We start from the raw sequence: 17,597 nt of genomic DNA on the forward strand, positions 1-17,597 counted from the left end.
GTCAGGATCCCTTCGCAGGAACGATCTGCAGGTACACCATCGTCAAGATCAGGTTGGCGAAGAAGAGCAACAGGAAGGTGATGACCACGGTCTGGTTCACGGCCTCCCCCACCCCCTTCGGCCCGGCGCCCGGGTGCAGTCCCTTGTAGGACGCCACGACCCCGGCGATGAGCCCGAAGATCGCCGCCTTGAGTTCGGCCACGTACAGATCGGGTAGCTGGGCGAGCGCCGAGAACGACGCGAGATAGGCACCGGGAGTACCACCCTGCAGGACCACGTTGAAGAAATAACCGCCGGCGATACCGATGACGGACACGAGGCCGTTCAACAGGAGAGCGACGAGCACCATGGCGAGCACACGCGGGACGACGAGGCGCTGGACGGGGTTGATCCCGAGCACCTCCATCGCGTCGATCTCCTCGCGGATGGTCCGTGATCCCAGATCCGCGGTGACCGCCGACCCTGCGGCACCGGCGATCAGCAGGGCAGTCACGATCGGACTGCCCTGCTGGATGACTGCGAGCACGCTCGCGGCGCCCGTGAACGACTCGGCGCCGAGCTGCTTGATCAACGAGCCGGTCTGCAGCGACACGACCGCCCCGAACGGAATCGCGACCAGCGCGGTCGGGAGGATCGTGACACTGGCGATGAACCAGGCCTGTTCGATGAACTCCCGGAACTGGAACGGCCGCCGGAAGGTGTTCCGCACGACGTCGACGAACAATTCGACGATGTTGCCGGCTTGTGTGAGTGCGCCGTGAACCGGTCGCACGAGCGAGCTGCCCGCCCCCATCTACTCTCCTACTTCTCCAGCCTTCGGCTGTACTACTTCCGAACCTGCGGCTGGTCGAAACCTTCGCCGGAGTAGACGGGAATGACCTGGGTGTCGTCCTCGGCGTAGCCCCGGGGGGTGTCGTGGCGCCCGCCGTGGTCGTCCAGCGATTCGAGGATCGCGCTCTGCGCGGCCGGCGGCAGAGTGTGCAGGATCGACCGCACCCGCTCCTGACGACGCCGCACCGCCTGACGCTCCGGCATCCCCGGGGTGGCCTGCATCTGCGGCACGATGCCCTCGACGTCGTCCACCCCACCGGCATGATGACCGGCCTCCACGAGCGCCTGCTCGTGCGCCATCGTCGCCTCGTCCTTCTCCTCCGACATCCCGATCGGACCGATCATCGTGCCGTTGAGGAACTGCTTGACCACCGGCTCGTCCGAGGTCAGCAGGACTTCACGCGGACCGAACATCACCAACTGCCGACGGAACAACATGCCGATGTTGTCCGGCACCGTCCGCGCCAGATTGATGTTGTGCGAGACGATCAGAATCGTCGCATCGATCTCCGCGTTGATGTCGATCAACGTCTGCGAGATGTACGTCGTCCGCACCGGATCCAGACCCGAATCCGGCTCGTCGACCAGAATGATCTCCGGATCGAGCACCAGCGCCCGGGCCAGACCGGCACGCTTGCGCATACCACCGGAGATCTCACCGGGCAGCTTGTCCTCCGCGCCGAGCAGACCGACGAGCTCGAGCTTGCTCATCACGATCTGCCGGATCTCCGACTCGGACTTCTTCGTGTGCTCACGCAGCGGGAAGGCCACATTGTCGTACAGATTCATCGAGCCGAACAGCGCACCGTCCTGGAACAGCACCCCGAACAGCTTGCGGATCTCGTAGAGCTCCTTGCTCGAGCACTGCAGGATATCCGTGCCGTCGATGACGATCGATCCCTGCTCCGGACGCAACAGACCGATCAGCGACTTGAGGAAGACCGACTTACCCGTACCCGACGGGCCGAGCAGAGCACTGACCTCACCCGCCGGCAGGGTCAATGTCACGTCCTGCCAGATGCGCTGCGAGCCGAAGGACTTGGTCAGCCCCTCGACGGAAACCTCGACTCCCACGATTACCTCCGCTGTCCGATACCGCCGCCCGCTGTGGGTTGGGCCACTCTATCGCATCGATAGTGGTACCTGTGACAGCTGATCCTACTCAGGAGTAAGGACGCCCAACAAGGGGGTCCGCATATCTCGACTTATACCGTGACCTGCGTGAACATCACAGGAAAGTCACTTCACGCAATTTCGGGCATATCGCGCAGGGCACCTTTCGAAGATATACAAAAGGGCCGTTTCCGCGAATTGGTTTCGCGAAAACGGCCCCTGTGCCGAACTGTCCCGGAGAGCGCGAACGCCCGTCCGGAAAGGTCGCAGCGTCTTACTTGACGGTGACCTTGGCGCCGGCCTCTTCGAGCTTGGCCTTGGCAGCGTCGGCAGCGTCCTTGGCGACCTTCTCGAGGATCGGCTTCGGAGCACCCTCGACGAGGTCCTTGGCTTCCTTCAGGCCCAGGCCGGAGACGATCTCGCGAACGACCTTGATGACCTGGATCTTCTTCTCGCCGGCACCCTCGAGGATGACGTCGAACTCGTCCTGCTCCTCAGCAGCCTCGGCAGCGGCAGCCGGGGCGCCGGCAGCGGCGACGGCGACCGGAGCAGCAGCGGTGACCTCGAAGGTCTCCTCGAATGCCTTCACGAACTCCGAGAGCTCGAGCAGGGTCAGTTCCTTGAACGCGTCGAGCAGCTCTTCGGTGGTGAGCTTCGCCATGGTGGCGGTCCTTCCTGATAAGTCCCATGTCGCTGATCCGCGACCGGATGGGATGGTGCATGCCGGGGCACGCGTGGATGTATCTTTCGCAGTGATGCGGATTCGCAGTGATGCGGATCAGCGTCAGGCGGCTTCTTCGCCCGCCTTCTTCTCCTGCAGAGCGGCCGCGAGACGGGCCACCTGCGAAGCGGGGGCGTTGAACAGGCCTGCGGCCTTTGCCAAGTTGCCCTTCATCGCGCCGGCGAGCTTGGCCAACAGCACCTCGCGGGACTCGAGGTCCGCGATCTGGTTGACCTGATCCACGGACAGCGCAGCGCCGTCCATGTAGCCGCCCTTGATGACGAGTGCCTTGTTGTCCTTCGCGAAGTTCTTCAGAGCCTTCGCAGCGTCCACCGGCTCGCCCTTGACGAACGCGATGGCGGTCGGACCGACGAACAGATCGTCGAGACCCTCGACGCCCGCCTCAGCGGCGGCACGCTTGACCAGGGTGTTCTTGGCGACGGAGTAGGTGGCACCCTCTCCGAGAGCGCGACGCAGCTCGGTCAGACGTCCCACCGACAGACCACGGTATTCCGTGATCACGGCGGCCGTGGAGGTCTTGAACTGCTCGGTGATCTCCGACACTGCGGAAACCTTCTCGGGCTTTGCCATACTTCGCCTCCTCTCAGTAACAGTCGTTTTCCCGGTGTCCCGACTGGGACGCCCCACCGGAGGACCGCGTGGACCGGAAACGACGAACGCCCCGGCGCAGGGCACACGGGGCGTACAGGAGGAGGAACCTCGATCTCGCGCTGGGCGCGATCGCAGTTCGCATCATTCCTGACCTCGTCCTCCTGCGTGGGCCGCCGGACAACTCCGGACCTTCAACCGATCCGCATGCGAATCGGTGACCAACGGTCTTGGGTAGAACATGATCGGGGTGAAGATCGGCACACGCCGAACTACCCGACCACTGTAGCGGATGGAACTGCACGGATGCAAAACGGCCGGCACAGCGATGCTGTGCCGGCCGTTTCGTGGTCCGATCGCGCGGAGTGGAGAACTACTCGGCGGTCTCGAGAAGGTTACGCGTGCGCTGCGGGTCCACCGGGATGCCCGGGCCGGTGGTCGTAGCGATCGTGATCTTCTTGATGTAACGACCCTTCGCGCTGGACGGCTTGGCGCGGAGCACCTCGTCCAGAGCAGCGGCGTAGTTCTCGACCAGCTTGGTCTCGTCGAACGAGGCCTTGCCGATCACGAAGTGCAGGTTGGCGTTCTTGTCGACACGGAAGCTGATCTTGCCGCCCTTGATGTCGGTGACAGCCTTCGCGACGTCCGGGGTGACCGTGCCCGTCTTCGGGTTCGGCATGAGACCGCGGGGACCGAGGACGCGGGCGATGCGGCCGACCTTCGCCATCTGGTCGGGGGTCGCGATCGCGGCGTCGAAGTCCAGCCAGCCGCCCTGGATACGCTCGATGAGGTCCTCGGCACCGACCACGTCGGCGCCTGCAGCCTCGGCCTCGGCAGCCTTCTCGCCCACCGCGAAGACGATGACGCGAGCGGTCTTGCCCGTGCCGTGCGGCAGGTTGACCGTGCCGCGCACCATCTGGTCCGCCTTACGGGGATCCACACCGAGTCGCATGGCGACCTCGACGGTGGCGTCGTAGTTCTTCGAGGTGGTCTCCTTCGCGAGCTTCGCAGCTGCGAGGGGGCTGTACAGGGAATCCGAGTCGATCTTCTCGGCCGCGGCGAGGTATGCCTTGCTGCGCTTTGCCATGTTCTTTCCTAACTTCTCACCGTGAGGTGAATGGTTCGGGCGTGGTAGCGGGCCTGGCCGGCCCTCCCACGAGTGCTACTGCAGTACTGCAGGGCGGGGTTCGATTCCCGCACCCGTGCGAGGGCTCAGCCCTCGACCGTGATGCCCATCGACCGAGCGGTGCCGGCGATGATCTTCGCGGCAGCCTCGATGTCGTTGGCGTTCAGGTCTTCCTGCTTGGTCTTGGCGATCTCGCGCACCTGATCCATGGTCACCTTCGCGACCTTGGTCTTGTGCGGCTCACCGGAGCCCTTCTGCACGCCCGCTGCCTTGAGCAGCAGCTTCGCGGCCGGCGGCGTCTTCAGCTTGAAGTCGAACGAACGGTCCTCGTAGACCGTGATCTCGACCGGCACGACGTTGCCACGCTGCGACTCGGTCGCGGCGTTGTAGGCCTTGCAGAACTCCATGATGTTGACGCCGTGCTGACCCAGCGCGGGGCCGACCGGCGGAGCCGGGTTGGCCTGGCCGGCCTGGATCTGGAGCTTGATGAGCCCGGCGATCTTCTTCTTCTTGGGGGGCATCTCTATTCCTAGTTTCTTGCTCGGTGTGGTTCTTGCGTATTGCTACTGCAAGCTTGTGCGCGCCGGATGCCGGCGCCGTCGGGTCCGCGGGACCGTCAGATCTTCGACACCTGGTTGAACGACAACTCCACGGGAGTCTCACGGCCGAAGATCGACACCAGGACCTTGAGCTTCTGCTGCTCGGCGTTCACCTCGCTGATGGAGGCCGGCAGGGTGGCGAACGGGCCGTCCATCACGGTGACGGACTCGCCGACCTCGAAGTCCACCTCGATGGTGGGCTTCGCAGCCGCGGCGGGAGCCTGCTCACCGGCGGTCGGGGCGCCTGCTGCCGGCTTCTTCTTCGCCTGCTGCGGAAGGAGGAACTTCACGACCTCCTTGATGGTCAGCGGCGACGGACGCGAGGTGGCTCCGACGAAACCGGTCACGCCGGGCGTGTTGCGGACGGCGCCCCACGACTCGTCGTTGAGTTCCATCCGCACGAGGATGTAGCCGGGCAGGACCTTGCGGTTGACCTGCTTGCGCTGACCGTTCTTGATCTCCGTGACCTCTTCGGTCGGAACCTCGACCTGGAAGATGTACTCGGAGAGGTCCAGGTTCTGGACGCGGGTCTCGAGATTGGTCTTGACCTTGTTCTCGTAGCCGGCATAGGAGTGCACGACGTACCAGTCGCCGGGCTCGCGCCGCAGCTGCTTCTCGAGGGCCTCGGCCGGATCGACCTCGTCCTCGGCCGCCTCGGCAGCGGTGTCGGACTCTGCACTATCGGACTCTGCGCTATCGGACTCGGAGGCCTCGGAACCGGAGGCCTCGGAACCGGACTCGGGGGCCTCGGTGTCCGCCTCCGCCGACTCGGCCGTCACGTCGTCAACCAACGCGTCGTCCGAAACGTGCTCCTCGGCCGAAGCCTCGTACGAGTCGTTCTCGGGGGTGCTCACCGGGCACTTTCCTCTCGTCGATCACATTTTTCGTCTCGCGCGGACAGGCGCTAACCGAACAACCAGCTGACGCCCTGCACGAACGCCAGATCCAATCCGAAGATGAACGCCGTCATGACGATCACGAACGCAAGGACCACGAGCGTGTAGGTGGTCAGCTGCTTGCGATTCGGCCAGATCACCTTGCGGAGCTCGGCGACGACCTCACGGAAGAAGCGCGCGAGACGCTTGAAGATGTTCTCCGACTTCGCGGCGGGACGATCGCTCACGGCTGTTGCCGCGCGGGACGTCTTCGTCACGGACACCGCGCTCGCGGCTGTGTCGGGAGAACCGGCCGCGCCGCGACGTGCAGCGCGCTTACCGGTGGGCCGAGCGGCCGCGGAGGAACCGTCGGGGGTCGCGCCGGTGGCCGTTTCGGCGTCGCCGGGAGTGTTCCCTGCGGTGCCGCTGTGGCGCTGACCGCGCTCCTCGCTCACATCGTTCCTCTCGGTCGCTGGCAGTCCGGGGGCAGGGGCGACAGGACTTGAACCTGCAACCTGCGGTTTTGGAGACCGCTGCTCTGCCAATTGAGCTACGCCCCTCTGGTCGGACATCGACACTCCTCGTACGAGACGAGTGTCCGGAACCGACCCATCTGCGACCACATGACACGCGCGCTACCCCGTCGGGCCGTGAAGGCCTACGAAGAGCAGCGCGCTGCTATGCGATCCCAGAAGCCTAAGTGTACTGCATTGCCCCGGGACAAACCCAATCCGCTCGGCCGTCAGGCCAAACGGACCGTTGCCGTGGCACGCCCGAAGATCTTCCGACCGTCGGACTTCGCCACGATAGCGACCACTGCTGTCTTGCTCTCCTCGTCCACCGACTTGACCTTGCCGGTGAACTCGATCGCGGCGGCCTTGTCGGCCTCCACATATACCGGACTGGTGAAACGGACGTTGTATTCCGTCACCGCTCCGGGGTCTCCCAGCCACTCCGTCACGAAGCCGGCCGCGATGCCCATCGAGAGCATGCCGTGCCCGACCACATCACGCAAGCCGGCCAGCTCGGCGACCTTGTCGCTCCAGTGGATCGGGTTGGGATCCCCCGACACACCCGCGTAGTTGACCAGATTTCCGCGTGTGAGTGTCACCACCTTGGGCGGGAGCTCGTCCCCCACCGCGATGTCCGCGAAACTACGGAGTGTCACTGTGCATCACCACATCCTTGACCGCGTGCGCGATGTTGTCGTCGACCTCTCCACCGGATCGGGCCACGAGCGTCGTCCAGGACGTGAGGACGAGATTGTCGTGCTGGTCCGTGATGACGTTCTTGGTGGTGATGATGTCGCTGCCGGCCGCCTGACGGAAATCGTCGAGGTAGACGTCGCAGAACAACCGGTCGCCGGCCTGGATCGGGCGGTGGTAGACCATCCGCTGATCGGTCTGCATGATCTGACTCAGGTCGTATCCGGTGACGACCTCCTCGAACAGCTTGCGCTGGGCGATCATGCCGATGATCGACACGAACGTCAGAGGAGCGATCACGCCGTCGTAGCCGAGCCCGCGGGCAGCCTCGTCGTCGTGATGCGCCGGATGAGGATCGCGTACCGCGCGGGCGTACTCGCGAATCTTCTCGCGCCCCACCTCGTAGTAGTCGTCCACCCGGTAGTGGTGGCCGACCATCGACTTGGCGTGCTCGGCGACGTCGAACGGGATCCCGGCCTGTCCGGTCGCACCCACCGATTCCTGGTTCAGAAGCACGTTCGTCATACGCAAAACCTCCGCAACTCCGACGACGCCAAACGGCGCGGTCGGTATTGCGGAGACCTTACCCGTCGACGTCTGACCGACTGGCTACTTCGACTCGCGGTGCGACTGGTGCGTACCGCAGTTCGGGCAGAACTTCTTCAGCTCGAGCCGGTCGGGGTCGTTACGACGGTTCTTCTTCGTGATGTAGTTGCGGTGCTTGCACACCTCGCAGGCCAAGGTGATCTTCGGCCGAACGTCAGTAGAGGAGGCCACGGGATGCCTTCTTTCGCGTCAATCCGATCAGTATCGATCAGGGTGGATCAATGAACTTTGGTAGCGGTGACCGGACTTGAACCGGCGACGCAACGATTATGAGTCGTTTGCTCTACCAACTGAGCTACACCGCCTCGGTGCCGAGTGTCGCTACGATGGCGGCACCTCAATCCAGCGAGCCCCCTGACGGAATCGAACCGTCGACCTTTTCCTTACCATGGAAACGCTCTGCCGACTGAGCTAAGGGGGCGCGGCCACCGGAGCATCTCTGCTCGCTGCGGCCTCCAAAAGATTACACACACTCCGTCGGAGTGCAAAATCCCCTGGTAGAGGCGCATAAACCTCATGCCGTCCACGACCGGACGCGCACCCCACCCGGACACATCCGCGCGCGATGCAACGTCCTGCATCCCGCACCCGGAACGACCCGGATATGCAGAACGGCCCCGGTTCCGAAGAACCGGGGCCGTTCCGGTGGCAGGTGTAGGATTCGAACCTACGTAGGCGTAAGCCGACGGATTTACAGTCCGCTCCCATTGGCCGCTCGGGCAACCTGCCGGGTGCGATCGGGACCGTGTCCTCGATGCGTTTGGAAGAATACAACGCACACCCCCCCGAAACGCAAACCGGGTGGTCACAGGCCCGACGGACCCGATAGCGTCGGGTGCGCAAGAACCGTTGAAGATCGATCCGGAAGTGGAGTGAGACGTGGCTGATTCGTCGTTCGATGTGGTGAGCAAGGTCGACCGTCAGGAAGTGGACAACGCCCTGAACCAGGCCGCGAAGGAGATCGCGACCCGCTTCGACTTCCGGAACACCGGCGCGCGCATCGAGTGGTCGGGTGAGGAGGCCGTCACGATCACGGCCGACACCGAGGACCGTGCCCTCGCGGCCCTGGAGGTCTTCAAGGAGAAGCTGATCCGCCGCGACCTCTCGCTGAAGTCCTTCGACGCCGGCGAACCCGCCCAGTCCGGCAAGGTCTACAAGATCACCGGAACTCTGGTGCAGGGCATCAGCCAGGAGAACGCGAAGAAGATCTCCAAGCTCATCCGCGACGAAGGCCCCAAAGGCGTCAAGGCCCAGATCCAGGGCGACGAACTGCGGGTGAGCAGTAAGAAGCGCGACGATCTGCAGGCGGTCATCGCGTTGCTCAAGAACGCCGATCTCGACATCGCCCTGCAGTTCGTCAACTACCGCTGACGCACTCCCCCGCTACGGCTCCGCCCGCGACGATCGTCGCGGGCGGAGCCGTTTCGTGGCGGGTGGCGTCGGATCAGCGGATTCCGGCCATACGTTCGAGACGCGCGATGCGGTCGGCCATCGGCGGGTGTGTCGAGAACAACCGGCTCATCTTGTCGCCCGGCCGGAACGGATTGGCGATCATCAGATGCGACTGCGCCGCGAGTTGCGGTTCCGGCGGTAACGGCGCGATCTGCGTACCTCGTTCGAGCTTGCGCAGGGCGGATGCGAGAGCGAGCGGGTCCCCCGTCAGTTCGGCGCCCGACTGGTCTGCCTGGTACTCGCGAGACCTCGACACGGCAAGCTTGACCACCGACGCCGCGATCGGACCCAGGAGCGAGACCAGCAGGAGCGCCAACGGATTCGCGCCCCCCTCCCGATTGCCGCCGAAGGCCGAAGCGAAGAACGCGAAGTTCGCCAGACCCGAGATCACGGCGGCCATGGCCCCGGCGATCGACGAGATGAGGATGTCGCGGTTGTACACGTGCGCGAGTTCGTGCCCGAGCACCGCGCGCAGTTCGCGCTCGTCGAGGATCTCGAGGATGCCCGTCGTGCAGCACACCGCCGCGTTGCGCGGATTACGTCCCGTGGCGAACGCGTTGGGCGCATTCGTGGGGCTGACGTACAAGCGCGGCATCGGCTGGTGCGCGAGGGTCGCCAGTTCGCGCACGATCCGGTACATCGTGGGTGCCTGCACCTCGGTGACCGGCTGGGCGTGCATGGCCCGCAGCGCGAGTTTGTCGCTGTTGAAGTACGCGTAGGCGTTCATACCGACGGCGAGCACGATCGACACCATCAGGATCGTCGAGTTCTGGAACAGCGACCCGATGAACACGATCAGCGCGGACATCCCGATGAGAAGTCCGGCCGTCTTGAAACGGTTCGAGTATCCGTGCACGTCGCACCCCTTTCGCACCACGATGTCCACTCGTTCGTCCAACGAACGAGCAGGCGGTGCGGTTCCCCGGCGAGAGGCCGGGGCCCGTGCGATCGGCTATCCGACCCGCGCGACCGTGAAGTCCACGAGACGCCTCAGCGCCTCGTTGGCCGGTCCCTGCGGCAGAGCATCCAGCTCTGCGTGAGCTCGGGCGGCATAGGTCGCGAGAGTCGCCTTCGCCGCCTCCATCCCCGGCGAGCGGACGAGCAACTCGAGGGCCTCCGCGACGTGCGCCTCGTCCTCGATAGGCCCGACGAGCAGTTCGCGCAACCGGTCCGCCTCCGGCCCGCTCTCCCGCAGGGCGTAGAGCACCGGCAGCGTGTACACGCCCTCGCGAAGATCGGTTCCGGGTGTCTTCCCCGACTCCGAGGTATCCGACGAGATGTCGATGATGTCGTCGACGATCTGGAAGGCCGTGCCGACCGCGTCGCCGAGTCGTTCGAGACGCTCGACGTGCTCGGTCCCGGCACCGGAGAAGGTGCCGCCGAACCGGCCGCTCGCGGCGATGAGCGAGCCGGTCTTCTCCCAGATCACCCGGAGATAGTGCTCGACCGGGTCCTCGTCGGTGCGCACGCCGACCGTTTCCCGCATCTGGCCCGTGACCAGTTCGGCGAACGTCTCGGCGATGATCTGCACGGCGGACGGGCCCAGCGTCGACACCAGTCGCGAGGCATGGGCGAACAGATAGTCGCCGGCCAGGATCGCAACGCTGTTGCCCCAGCGCATGTTCGCGCTCGGCGCTCCACGTCGCATCGTGGCCTCGTCCATCACGTCGTCGTGGTACAGCGTCGCCAGGTGCACGAGTTCGACGACGGTCGCCGCGGTCACCACTGCGGGATCCGTCGGCTGCGGCCCCAGCTGAGCCGTGAGAATCGTGAACAGCGGCCGGAACCGCTTTCCGCCCGCCTTCGCCAGGTGCAAGGCCGCCTCGGTCAGAAAATCCTCGCCGTCGGACAACTCGTCGACGAGGAGCTTCTCGACGCTCGCGAGGCCGTCCCTGACGGTCGCGGCGAGGACCGGATCGCCGAGTTCCACACCGGCCACGACGGTGCTCGGCGCCGCGTCGGCCGAACCGGCGGTCCGAGCCGCCCCCTCAGTGCTCACGATGACGTACCCATCCTGTTCTGTCGCCTCGACTTCACCGTAGTGAACCTAGCCGTTCGGTCTCCGGCCCACCTCGTCGAGGCAGCCGATCGCGGCCTGAGAAGATGGAGCGGTGGCGGCCGAACACTCCGCGCAGGATCCGCGGCAATCCCAGTCCTGCGTTCCCGACAGTACCGATGTTCTCGTCGTCGGCGCCGGTCCCGCCGGTTCCTCCGCCGCCGCATGGGCAGCCCGGGGCGGACGTGACGTCCTGCTCGTGGACGCTGCCGGCTTCCCCCGCGACAAGACCTGCGGGGACGGGCTCACACCGCGAGCCGTCGCCGAACTCGACGAACTCGGACTCGGCGACTGGCTGCGCACCCGCACCGTCAACCGCGGGCTGCGCCTCGAGGGCTTCGGCGGCCGCTTCGAACTGCCCTGGCCCGACTCGTCGTTCCCGTCCGTCGGCAGCGCCGTGCCGCGCACCGAGCTCGATATGCGGATCCGGCAGGTCGCGGTGGATGCGGGCGTCACAGCCGTGGACGGCACGAAGGCCGTCGACGTCGAGCGTGACGGCGACCGGGTCGCAGCCGTGGTCCTCCGGACCGCCGAGGGCCCGCGGACCGTCACGTGCCGGACACTGGTCGTCGCCGACGGGGTGCGCTCGCCGCTGGGCAAGGTGCTCGGCCGGCGCTGGCATCGCGATACCGCCTACGGGGTGGCCGCCCGCGCCTACGCCGACTCGCCACGTAGCGACGATCCCTGGATCACGTCGCATCTCGAACTCCGGGACGACGACGGCGTCGTCCAGCCGGGTTACGGCTGGGTCTTCCCGCTCGGCACCGGTGAGGTGAATCTGGGCGTGGGCACCCTCGCGACCGCCTCACGACCGGCGACCGGCTCGCTGCGGCCGCTCATCGACCTGTACGCACGGCAGCGACGTCCCGAATGGGAACTCGGCGAGGTGAGACGGGTGGCGTCGGCGCTGCTCCCGATGGGTGGGGCGGTCTCGGGTGTCGCGGGGCGCAACTGGGCGCTCATCGGCGACGCCGCAGCCTGCGTCAACCCGCTCAACGGGGAAGGCATCGACTACGGACTCGAAGGGGGCCGGCTGGTCGCCGGGCTGCTCGACGCGGACGACCTCACCGACGCGTGGCCCGCGACGTTGCGCTCGCATTACGGCCGCGCGTTCTCCACCGCGCGGCGTCTCGCGGGCCTGCTCACGATTCCGAAGTTCCTGCCGGCGACCGGCCCGATCGCGATGCGGTCCCGGGCGATGATGTCGGTCGCGGTGCGGGTGATGGGCAATCTCGTCACCGACGAGGACGCCGACCTCGTCGCCCGCGTGTGGCGTACGAGCGGTCGCCTCTCGATGCGCTGGGATCGGCAACCGCTCTTCGCGTGAGCGCCGACGCCCTGCCGGTACGGCCGCTAGCGCACCGAGCGGTATCGATACGCGCGGCCGCTACCGCACCGCGCGGTATCGATGCGCGCGGCCGCTACCGCACCGCGCGGTGCAACGCCGTGATCCCGCCGGTCAGATTGCGCCACTTCACGTCGGTCCAGCCCGCGGCTTCGATGCGCCGGGCGAGCTGTTCCTGGTCGGGCCAGGCCCGGATCGACTCGGCGAGATAGACGTAGGCATCGGGATTGCTGCTCACCGCACGCGCGACGCGCGGCAGCGCGCGCATCAGATACTCCATGTAGACCGTGCGCAGCGGTTCCCGGACAGGGGTGGAGAACTCGCACACCACGAGCCGTCCACCCGGCTTGACCACGCGCGCGATCTCCCGCAGACCCTCCTCGGGATCGGCGACGTTGCGCAGACCGAACGAGATGGTCGCGGCATCGAAGACTGCGTCGGCGAACGGCAACCGCATCGCGTCCCCGGCGACCATCGGTACCTTGCGGAACTCCCCCGCGTGCAGCATGCCCTTCGAGAAATCCGTGGCGACGACCCATGCGCCGGACCGCCCGAGCTCGACCGTCGACACTCCGGTGCCCGCCGCGAGGTCGAGCACACGCTCGCCCGGCTTCAGATCGAGTGCCCCGCGAGTGGCACGACGCCATCCGCGGTCCTGGCCGAACGACAGGACGGTGTTGGTGAGGTCGTAGCGTGCCGCCACCCCGTCGAACATGGACGCGACCTCACGCGGGTCCTTGTCGAGCGACGCACGTGATCCGTGAGTTGTTGCCACGGGCCACAGGCTACCCGTTCACCGCCGGGCCCCCACGCCTCCGGCAGCGCCGGGCAGGTGGGCGCGGCACCCGGCGACCGGACGTTCCGTTCGTCACATATCGGCTCGACGGCCCGTCCCGGCGGGAAGCGACGCGGACGCCTCCTCGTCCTTGCGTCGGAGCCAGAAGAGCAGGGGCGCGGCGACCATCCACGTGACGACGATCACCGATCCCGTGGGGACGAGGGCGACGCGCGCGTCGCGTCCCGTCACGCGTACGAGATCGGGATCACTGCGCGCGTATTCCACGGCGATACGTTGCCCGGTGATCAGTCCGGTGGGATAGAGCACTCCGAGCTCGGGATTGTGGGTGACACCATCCGGAGTGACGAAACTCACCGCGGAGCGCAGTGATCCCGCCGACAGCACTTCCGCGACGGCCGTCCCCGTGTCGGACCGGATGGTGTGGTCGTTACGCAGGGCGCCGAGGAACAGGATCACCGCGAGGGCGGAGATCGCCGCGGCGACGATGAGAATCGCGCGACGTGCGCGTGCGGGTCCGGTCACAGCTGCGCTCGCACCGCCGCGTGGAGTTCTCGCAGTCCCGCGCGCTCGGTGGTGACCTCGACCACGCGAATGCCACCCTCGGGGGCGTCGACGTCACCGAGCGCGAGGGCCAGACCCTGCAGATCGACCCGCTCGTGCGGGATCCGGTAGGCCGCGCAGAGTGCGGCGAGATCCATGCCGTGCGGGGTGCCGAAGACACGTTCGAAGACCCCGGCGTACTGCGGGTCGCCCTGTTCGAGCAGTTCGAAGATGCCGCCGCCGTCGTCGTTGGCCACGACGATCGTGAGGTTCTCCGGGCGCGGCTCCGCCGGGCCGATGAGCAGACCCGAGGCGTCGTGGAGGAAGGTCAGGTCGCCGAGCAGAGCGATCGTCCGTCCTTCCCCGTAGGCCAGTGCGGCACCGAGGGCGGTGGACACGGTGCCGTCGATCCCCGCGACCCCACGATTGGACAGCACCTTCACATCGGGCTTGGGGTAACTCACGAGCGCCGCGTCGCGCACGGGATTGGACGCCCCGAGCAACAGCTGGTCGCCCTCCTTCAAGGCGTCGGTCACGACTGCGGCGACGTGCAGCCCGGTCGGCGCGGGGTGGGTGTCGAGCTGGGCGCGCACGGCCTTGTCGGTGTGCGCGGACAACTGGCGGCACCGCTCGAGCCAGGCCTCGTCCGGCGTTCCCGAGACCACCGCGCGGGTGCCGGTCGCGACGACGTTGCCCGAGACGTCGGGCCAGCGCGGGCCGGTCGTGAGCGCGTACACCTGCACAGCAGGATCGGCGAGCAGGGTGGAGACGGGGCGATGCAGGGTGGGACGCCCGGTGATGATCGCCTGCCGCGGCTTCAGGTGCGGCAGCGCCATCGGGTGCAGCGGGATACCGTGCAGCGGCGCCGTGGGCTCGGCGACGGTCGGCAGGCCAGCCAGTTCGGGCCGGTAGGCGGAACCGTGACCGGAGACCACGACGGTGTCGGGGGTCAGGTCGATCTCGAGCGGGACGTCGAGGGTCGCGTGCACGGTGGTCGTCCAGGCCGCCCCGTCGGGCCGGCCCTCGGGCACCGGGCCGTCCGCGTGCAGGTCGGGGACGAGGGGTTCCCGCAACGGGATGTCGAAGTGGACCGGACCCGCGTTGCCGGAGCGTGTTCCCCGGGCGGCAGCGAGCACGCGGGACACAGCCGAGCGCCACTGACTGTTCTGTTCGATGCCTTCGGCGAGGCCGAGGCTGATCGTCGCGCGCACCTGGCTGCCGAACAGGCCGAGCTGTTCGACGGTCTGGTTGGCTCCGGAACCGAGCAGCTCGTACGGCCGGTTCGCGCTGAGCACGACGAGCGGGACCCGTGCGTAGTTGGCTTCGAGGACTGCCGGGGCCAGATTCGCCACGGCCGTTCCGGAGGTCATCACCACCGGGACGGGACGACCCGAGGCGAGCGAGAGGCCGATGGCGAGGAATCCGGCGGTGCGCTCGTCGATCCGCATGTGCAGCCGGAGACGCCCGGCGGTGTCGGCGGCCTGGAGCGCGAAGGCGAGCGGCGCGTTGCGCGAGCCCGGACACAGCACCACGTCCCGGACACCACCTCTGGCGAGTTCGTCGACGACAGCGGTGGCCTGGGCAGTGGACGGATTCACGACATCCAGCCTAGTTGCGCGGGAGGTGGGGCCGGTTCGGAGGTGTGAGCAGAATGGGGATCGTGCGCACAGTCTTCGATCCCGCAGAGTCGAGCCCGGGTCGCTTCTACCGTCTCCTCACCGCGACCATCGTGCCGAGACCCATCGCCTGGGTGTCCACGGAGTCGGCCGAGGGTGTGTTCAATCTCGCGCCGTACAGCTTCTTCACCGTCGCGAGCACCGATCCGCCCGTCGTCCAGTTCACCTCCGTGGGACGTAAGGACAGCGTGCGGAACATCGAGCAGACCGGCGAATTCGTGATCAACATCGCGACGAGGGGATCGATGGAGAAGGTCAACGCGTCCTCGGCGGCGTTTCTGCCCGGGGTCGACGAGTTCCGGGAGGTCGGGCTGCGCGCCGAGCCGAGCGCGCGGGTGCGGCCGCCGCGGGTCGCCGAATCTCCCGCCTCCATCGAGTGCCGCTTGCGGCGCGTGATCGAGGTCGGCGATTCGTTCGTGGTCATGGGCGACGTGCTCGCGGTGACGGTCGATCCGGGCGTTCTCGCGGAGGACGGGGTGCCCGACTTCGCGGCGCTCGCGCCGGTGAGCCGGCTCGGGCGGATCGAATGGGGCCTGCCTCCCGAAGTGCGGGAACTCGAGCGTCCCGGCGTCCCGGAGTGACGACCGCATCGTCCGGAACACAGGTTAGGCTTCGCTGAACGATCGCAGTATTCGACGACTTCGGAGGCCGCATGGCGAAGAGCACCGGAACCACGCGGCGCAATCCGTACGTCAAGCCCGCCTCGCGGCGGATGGTGCGCGCGCAGGTTCGTGCCGTCGAACGCATCAGCCCGACCTTCGTCCGGATCACCGTCGGCGGCGACGACCTCGGCTCGATCGCGCCCATGGGGTCCGACCACTGGTTCCGGATGTTCTTCCCCACTCCGGAACAGCAGGAACTGATCCTGCCCGCGGCGACCGACGATCGCTGGTGGCCCGAATACCAGGAGTTGCCCGCGGATCGCCGGCCGGTGCTGCGCAACTACACGATCCGTCGGCTCCGAGCCGCCGGGGAAGGATTGTTCGGCGCGACCGCAGAGATGGAGATCGACTTCGCGTCGCACGGAGATCTCGGACCGGCATCCGCGTGGGCGGAACGGGCGACGCCGGGAGACGAGATCGGCATCCTCGACGAAGGCATCAGCAACCTCCGCCTCGACGAGGCGCGGTCGTGGCTGCTCGTCGGTGACGAGAGCGCGGTACCGGCCGTCGCCGGCATCCTCGGTTCCGTCCTCGCCTCCGACCCTCGCGCAGTCGTCGAGGTCTTCGTCGAGGTTCCCGATCCCCGCGATCTCACCGCTCAGAACCTGCCGACGGGTGAGAACGTGCGGGTGCATCCGGTGATCCGTACGGACGCGGAAGCAGTTCCGGGTGCACTCGCTGCCGAAGCGGTGCGGGCGTCGGCCCTTCCCACGGAATCCGCATATGCCTTCGTGGCGGGCGAATCGTCCCTCGCCACCGGTGTCCGGCGGCATCTCGTACGCGAGCGCGGCTGGGACCGATCGGCGGTGACCTTCTCCGGATACTGGAAGTACGGCGAGCCGGTCTACTGACGGCGGTCACTCACGGGGAACGACGGACGTCGCGAGCCCGACCGGCCGAGACCGGTGCGGGACCGCGACGTCCGTGTTGTCGATGTATCAGCCGGCGTGCTTCTGGATGAGCTCACCGACACGCGGCAGCGCCTCGACGACGTGCTTCTTGGCCGAGGGACGCAGGGAGTCGTAGACCTTCTTGACAGCGGCCTTCGACGAGCCGGCGATCCGCTCGTCGGTCACCCCGAGAAGAGCGTCGGCGACGACCTCACCACGGGCGACCAGGAAGTCGGCGAACGAGCCGTTACCGGCGTACTCCTGCCAGAACGGCTGGAGCTTCTCGACGAATTCGGGCAGCAGAGCTTCGACGGCGCTCGGCACGATATTCGGGCCGACCTTCTTCACTGCTGCGTATCCACCCTTGAGGGCGAGACCGGACGCACCCTTCTTGTCCGACACCTCAGCATCGATCAGGGCTTCGACGTCTGCCTTGACCGCCGGGAACCTGTCGGCGCCGAGCAGGGCATCGCCCAGAGCTGCAACCACTTT

Annotated in this window: 21 protein-coding genes and 4 tRNA genes; 4 read left to right on the forward strand and 21 right to left on the reverse strand. The window is 66.8% G+C overall.

From position 1 onward, the window contains the following. Position 1 precedes the first annotated feature (1 nt). From MOM01_RS16090 to MOM01_RS16160, 15 genes are all read right to left on the reverse strand, one after another. Positions 2–793: an MlaE family ABC transporter permease gene (locus tag MOM01_RS16090; protein ID WP_241386436.1), complete on the reverse strand. Its 792-nt coding sequence runs from the start codon at positions 791–793 to the stop codon at positions 2–4. Between the two features lie 32 nt (positions 794–825). Next, positions 826–1,908: an ABC transporter ATP-binding protein gene (locus MOM01_RS16095; protein WP_308197004.1), complete on the reverse strand. Its 1,083-nt coding sequence runs from the start codon at positions 1,906–1,908 to the stop codon at positions 826–828. A gap of 310 nt (positions 1,909–2,218) precedes the next feature. Continuing rightward, positions 2,219–2,605, reverse strand: coding sequence for a 50S ribosomal protein L7/L12 (gene rplL / locus MOM01_RS16100; protein ID WP_016932673.1), 387 nt, complete (start codon positions 2,603–2,605; stop codon positions 2,219–2,221). A gap of 123 nt (positions 2,606–2,728) precedes the next feature. Beyond that, positions 2,729–3,256 (reverse strand): 50S ribosomal protein L10, encoded by a 528-nt coding sequence (rplJ, locus tag MOM01_RS16105; RefSeq protein WP_241386438.1) that lies wholly within the window; start codon positions 3,254–3,256, stop codon positions 2,729–2,731. 391 nt (positions 3,257–3,647) lie between these two features. Beyond that, positions 3,648–4,361 carry a 50S ribosomal protein L1 gene (rplA, locus tag MOM01_RS16110; protein ID WP_241386439.1) on the reverse strand — a complete coding sequence of 238 codons (714 nt, stop codon included), beginning with the start codon at positions 4,359–4,361 and terminating at the stop codon, positions 3,648–3,650. 125 nt (positions 4,362–4,486) lie between these two features. Beyond that, complete coding sequence (rplK, locus tag MOM01_RS16115; protein WP_006552290.1) at positions 4,487–4,921, reverse strand: 50S ribosomal protein L11; 435 nt, start codon at positions 4,919–4,921, stop codon at positions 4,487–4,489. 95 nt (positions 4,922–5,016) lie between these two features. Then, on the reverse strand, positions 5,017–5,853 hold the full coding sequence (gene nusG / locus MOM01_RS16120) for a transcription termination/antitermination protein NusG (protein ID WP_241386440.1): 837 nt from the start codon (positions 5,851–5,853) through the stop codon (positions 5,017–5,019). Positions 5,854–5,903: 50 nt separating this feature from the next. Next, on the reverse strand, positions 5,904–6,329 hold the full coding sequence (secE, locus tag MOM01_RS16125; protein WP_241386441.1) for a preprotein translocase subunit SecE: 426 nt from the start codon (positions 6,327–6,329) through the stop codon (positions 5,904–5,906). Between the two features lie 32 nt (positions 6,330–6,361). Beyond that, positions 6,362–6,434 (reverse strand) — tRNA-Trp (locus tag MOM01_RS16130). A gap of 182 nt (positions 6,435–6,616) precedes the next feature. Further along, positions 6,617–7,042, reverse strand: coding sequence for a (3R)-hydroxyacyl-ACP dehydratase subunit HadB (gene hadB, locus MOM01_RS16135; protein WP_241386442.1), 426 nt, complete (start codon positions 7,040–7,042; stop codon positions 6,617–6,619). Next, positions 7,029–7,604, reverse strand: coding sequence for a (3R)-hydroxyacyl-ACP dehydratase subunit HadA (hadA, locus tag MOM01_RS16140; RefSeq protein WP_241386443.1), 576 nt, complete (start codon positions 7,602–7,604; stop codon positions 7,029–7,031). Before hadA ends, hadB begins: the two co-directional genes overlap by 14 nt. Positions 7,605–7,688: 84 nt before the next feature. Then, positions 7,689–7,856: a 50S ribosomal protein L33 gene (rpmG, locus tag MOM01_RS16145; RefSeq protein WP_003941903.1), complete on the reverse strand. Its 168-nt coding sequence runs from the start codon at positions 7,854–7,856 to the stop codon at positions 7,689–7,691. Positions 7,857–7,914: 58 nt separating this feature from the next. After that, positions 7,915–7,990 (reverse strand) — tRNA-Met (locus MOM01_RS16150). Positions 7,991–8,033: 43 nt separating this feature from the next. Next, positions 8,034–8,106, reverse strand: a tRNA-Thr gene (locus MOM01_RS16155). 225 nt (positions 8,107–8,331) lie between these two features. Continuing rightward, a tRNA-Tyr gene (locus MOM01_RS16160) sits at positions 8,332–8,414 on the reverse strand. A 150-nt stretch (positions 8,415–8,564) separates the two neighbouring features. On the opposite strand from MOM01_RS16160, the gene MOM01_RS16165 reads away from it, so the two are divergent. Beyond that, entirely contained in the window at positions 8,565–9,056 is a 492-nt protein-coding gene (locus MOM01_RS16165; protein WP_241386444.1) for a YajQ family cyclic di-GMP-binding protein, read from the forward strand. Positions 9,057–9,129: 73 nt separating this feature from the next. On the opposite strand, the gene htpX is transcribed toward MOM01_RS16165, so the two are convergent. After that, on the reverse strand, positions 9,130–9,993 hold the full coding sequence (gene htpX, locus MOM01_RS16170; RefSeq protein WP_241386445.1) for a zinc metalloprotease HtpX: 864 nt from the start codon (positions 9,991–9,993) through the stop codon (positions 9,130–9,132). 96 nt (positions 9,994–10,089) lie between these two features. Next, the gene (locus MOM01_RS16175) at positions 10,090–11,136 is read right to left on the reverse strand and encodes a polyprenyl synthetase family protein (protein ID WP_241386446.1); all 1,047 of its coding nucleotides are present in this window, start codon (positions 11,134–11,136) and stop codon (positions 10,090–10,092) included. 112 nt (positions 11,137–11,248) lie between these two features. On the opposite strand from MOM01_RS16175, the gene MOM01_RS16180 reads away from it, so the two are divergent. Continuing rightward, positions 11,249–12,520, forward strand: a complete 1,272-nt coding sequence (locus tag MOM01_RS16180; protein WP_241386447.1) for a geranylgeranyl reductase family protein — start codon at positions 11,249–11,251, stop codon at positions 12,518–12,520. A 94-nt stretch (positions 12,521–12,614) separates the two neighbouring features. Here the strand turns inward: MOM01_RS16180 and MOM01_RS16185 are convergent, their stop codons facing one another. The 3 genes from MOM01_RS16185 to menD all read right to left on the reverse strand — a co-directional run bounded on the left by MOM01_RS16185 (position 12,615) and on the right by menD (position 15,475). Beyond that, the gene (locus MOM01_RS16185) at positions 12,615–13,313 is read right to left on the reverse strand and encodes a demethylmenaquinone methyltransferase (protein ID WP_241386448.1); all 699 of its coding nucleotides are present in this window, start codon (positions 13,311–13,313) and stop codon (positions 12,615–12,617) included. Between the two features lie 93 nt (positions 13,314–13,406). Further along, the gene (locus MOM01_RS16190) at positions 13,407–13,859 is read right to left on the reverse strand and encodes a DUF3592 domain-containing protein (RefSeq protein WP_241386449.1); all 453 of its coding nucleotides are present in this window, start codon (positions 13,857–13,859) and stop codon (positions 13,407–13,409) included. After that, a complete protein-coding gene (menD, locus tag MOM01_RS16195; protein WP_241386450.1) occupies positions 13,856–15,475 on the reverse strand; it encodes a 2-succinyl-5-enolpyruvyl-6-hydroxy-3-cyclohexene-1-carboxylic-acid synthase in 1,620 nt (539 codons plus the stop codon). Before menD ends, MOM01_RS16190 begins: the two co-directional genes overlap by 4 nt. A gap of 53 nt (positions 15,476–15,528) precedes the next feature. Here menD and MOM01_RS16200 point away from each other — a divergent pair, with 53 nt between their 5' ends. Then, positions 15,529–16,134: a flavin reductase family protein gene (locus MOM01_RS16200; RefSeq protein WP_241386451.1), complete on the forward strand. Its 606-nt coding sequence runs from the start codon at positions 15,529–15,531 to the stop codon at positions 16,132–16,134. Positions 16,135–16,205: 71 nt separating this feature from the next. Further along, positions 16,206–17,066: a siderophore-interacting protein gene (locus tag MOM01_RS16205; protein WP_241386452.1), complete on the forward strand. Its 861-nt coding sequence runs from the start codon at positions 16,206–16,208 to the stop codon at positions 17,064–17,066. A gap of 87 nt (positions 17,067–17,153) precedes the next feature. On the opposite strand, the gene MOM01_RS16210 is transcribed toward MOM01_RS16205, so the two are convergent. Then, positions 17,154–17,594, reverse strand: a complete 441-nt coding sequence (locus tag MOM01_RS16210) for a DUF6918 family protein (protein ID WP_241386453.1) — start codon at positions 17,592–17,594, stop codon at positions 17,154–17,156. Between the last annotated feature and the right edge of the window lie 3 nt (positions 17,595–17,597).

Source organism: Rhodococcus sp. CH91 (genome assembly GCF_022554085.1).
In the GTDB taxonomy this organism is placed as follows: Bacteria; Actinomycetota; Actinomycetes; order Mycobacteriales; family Mycobacteriaceae; genus Rhodococcus.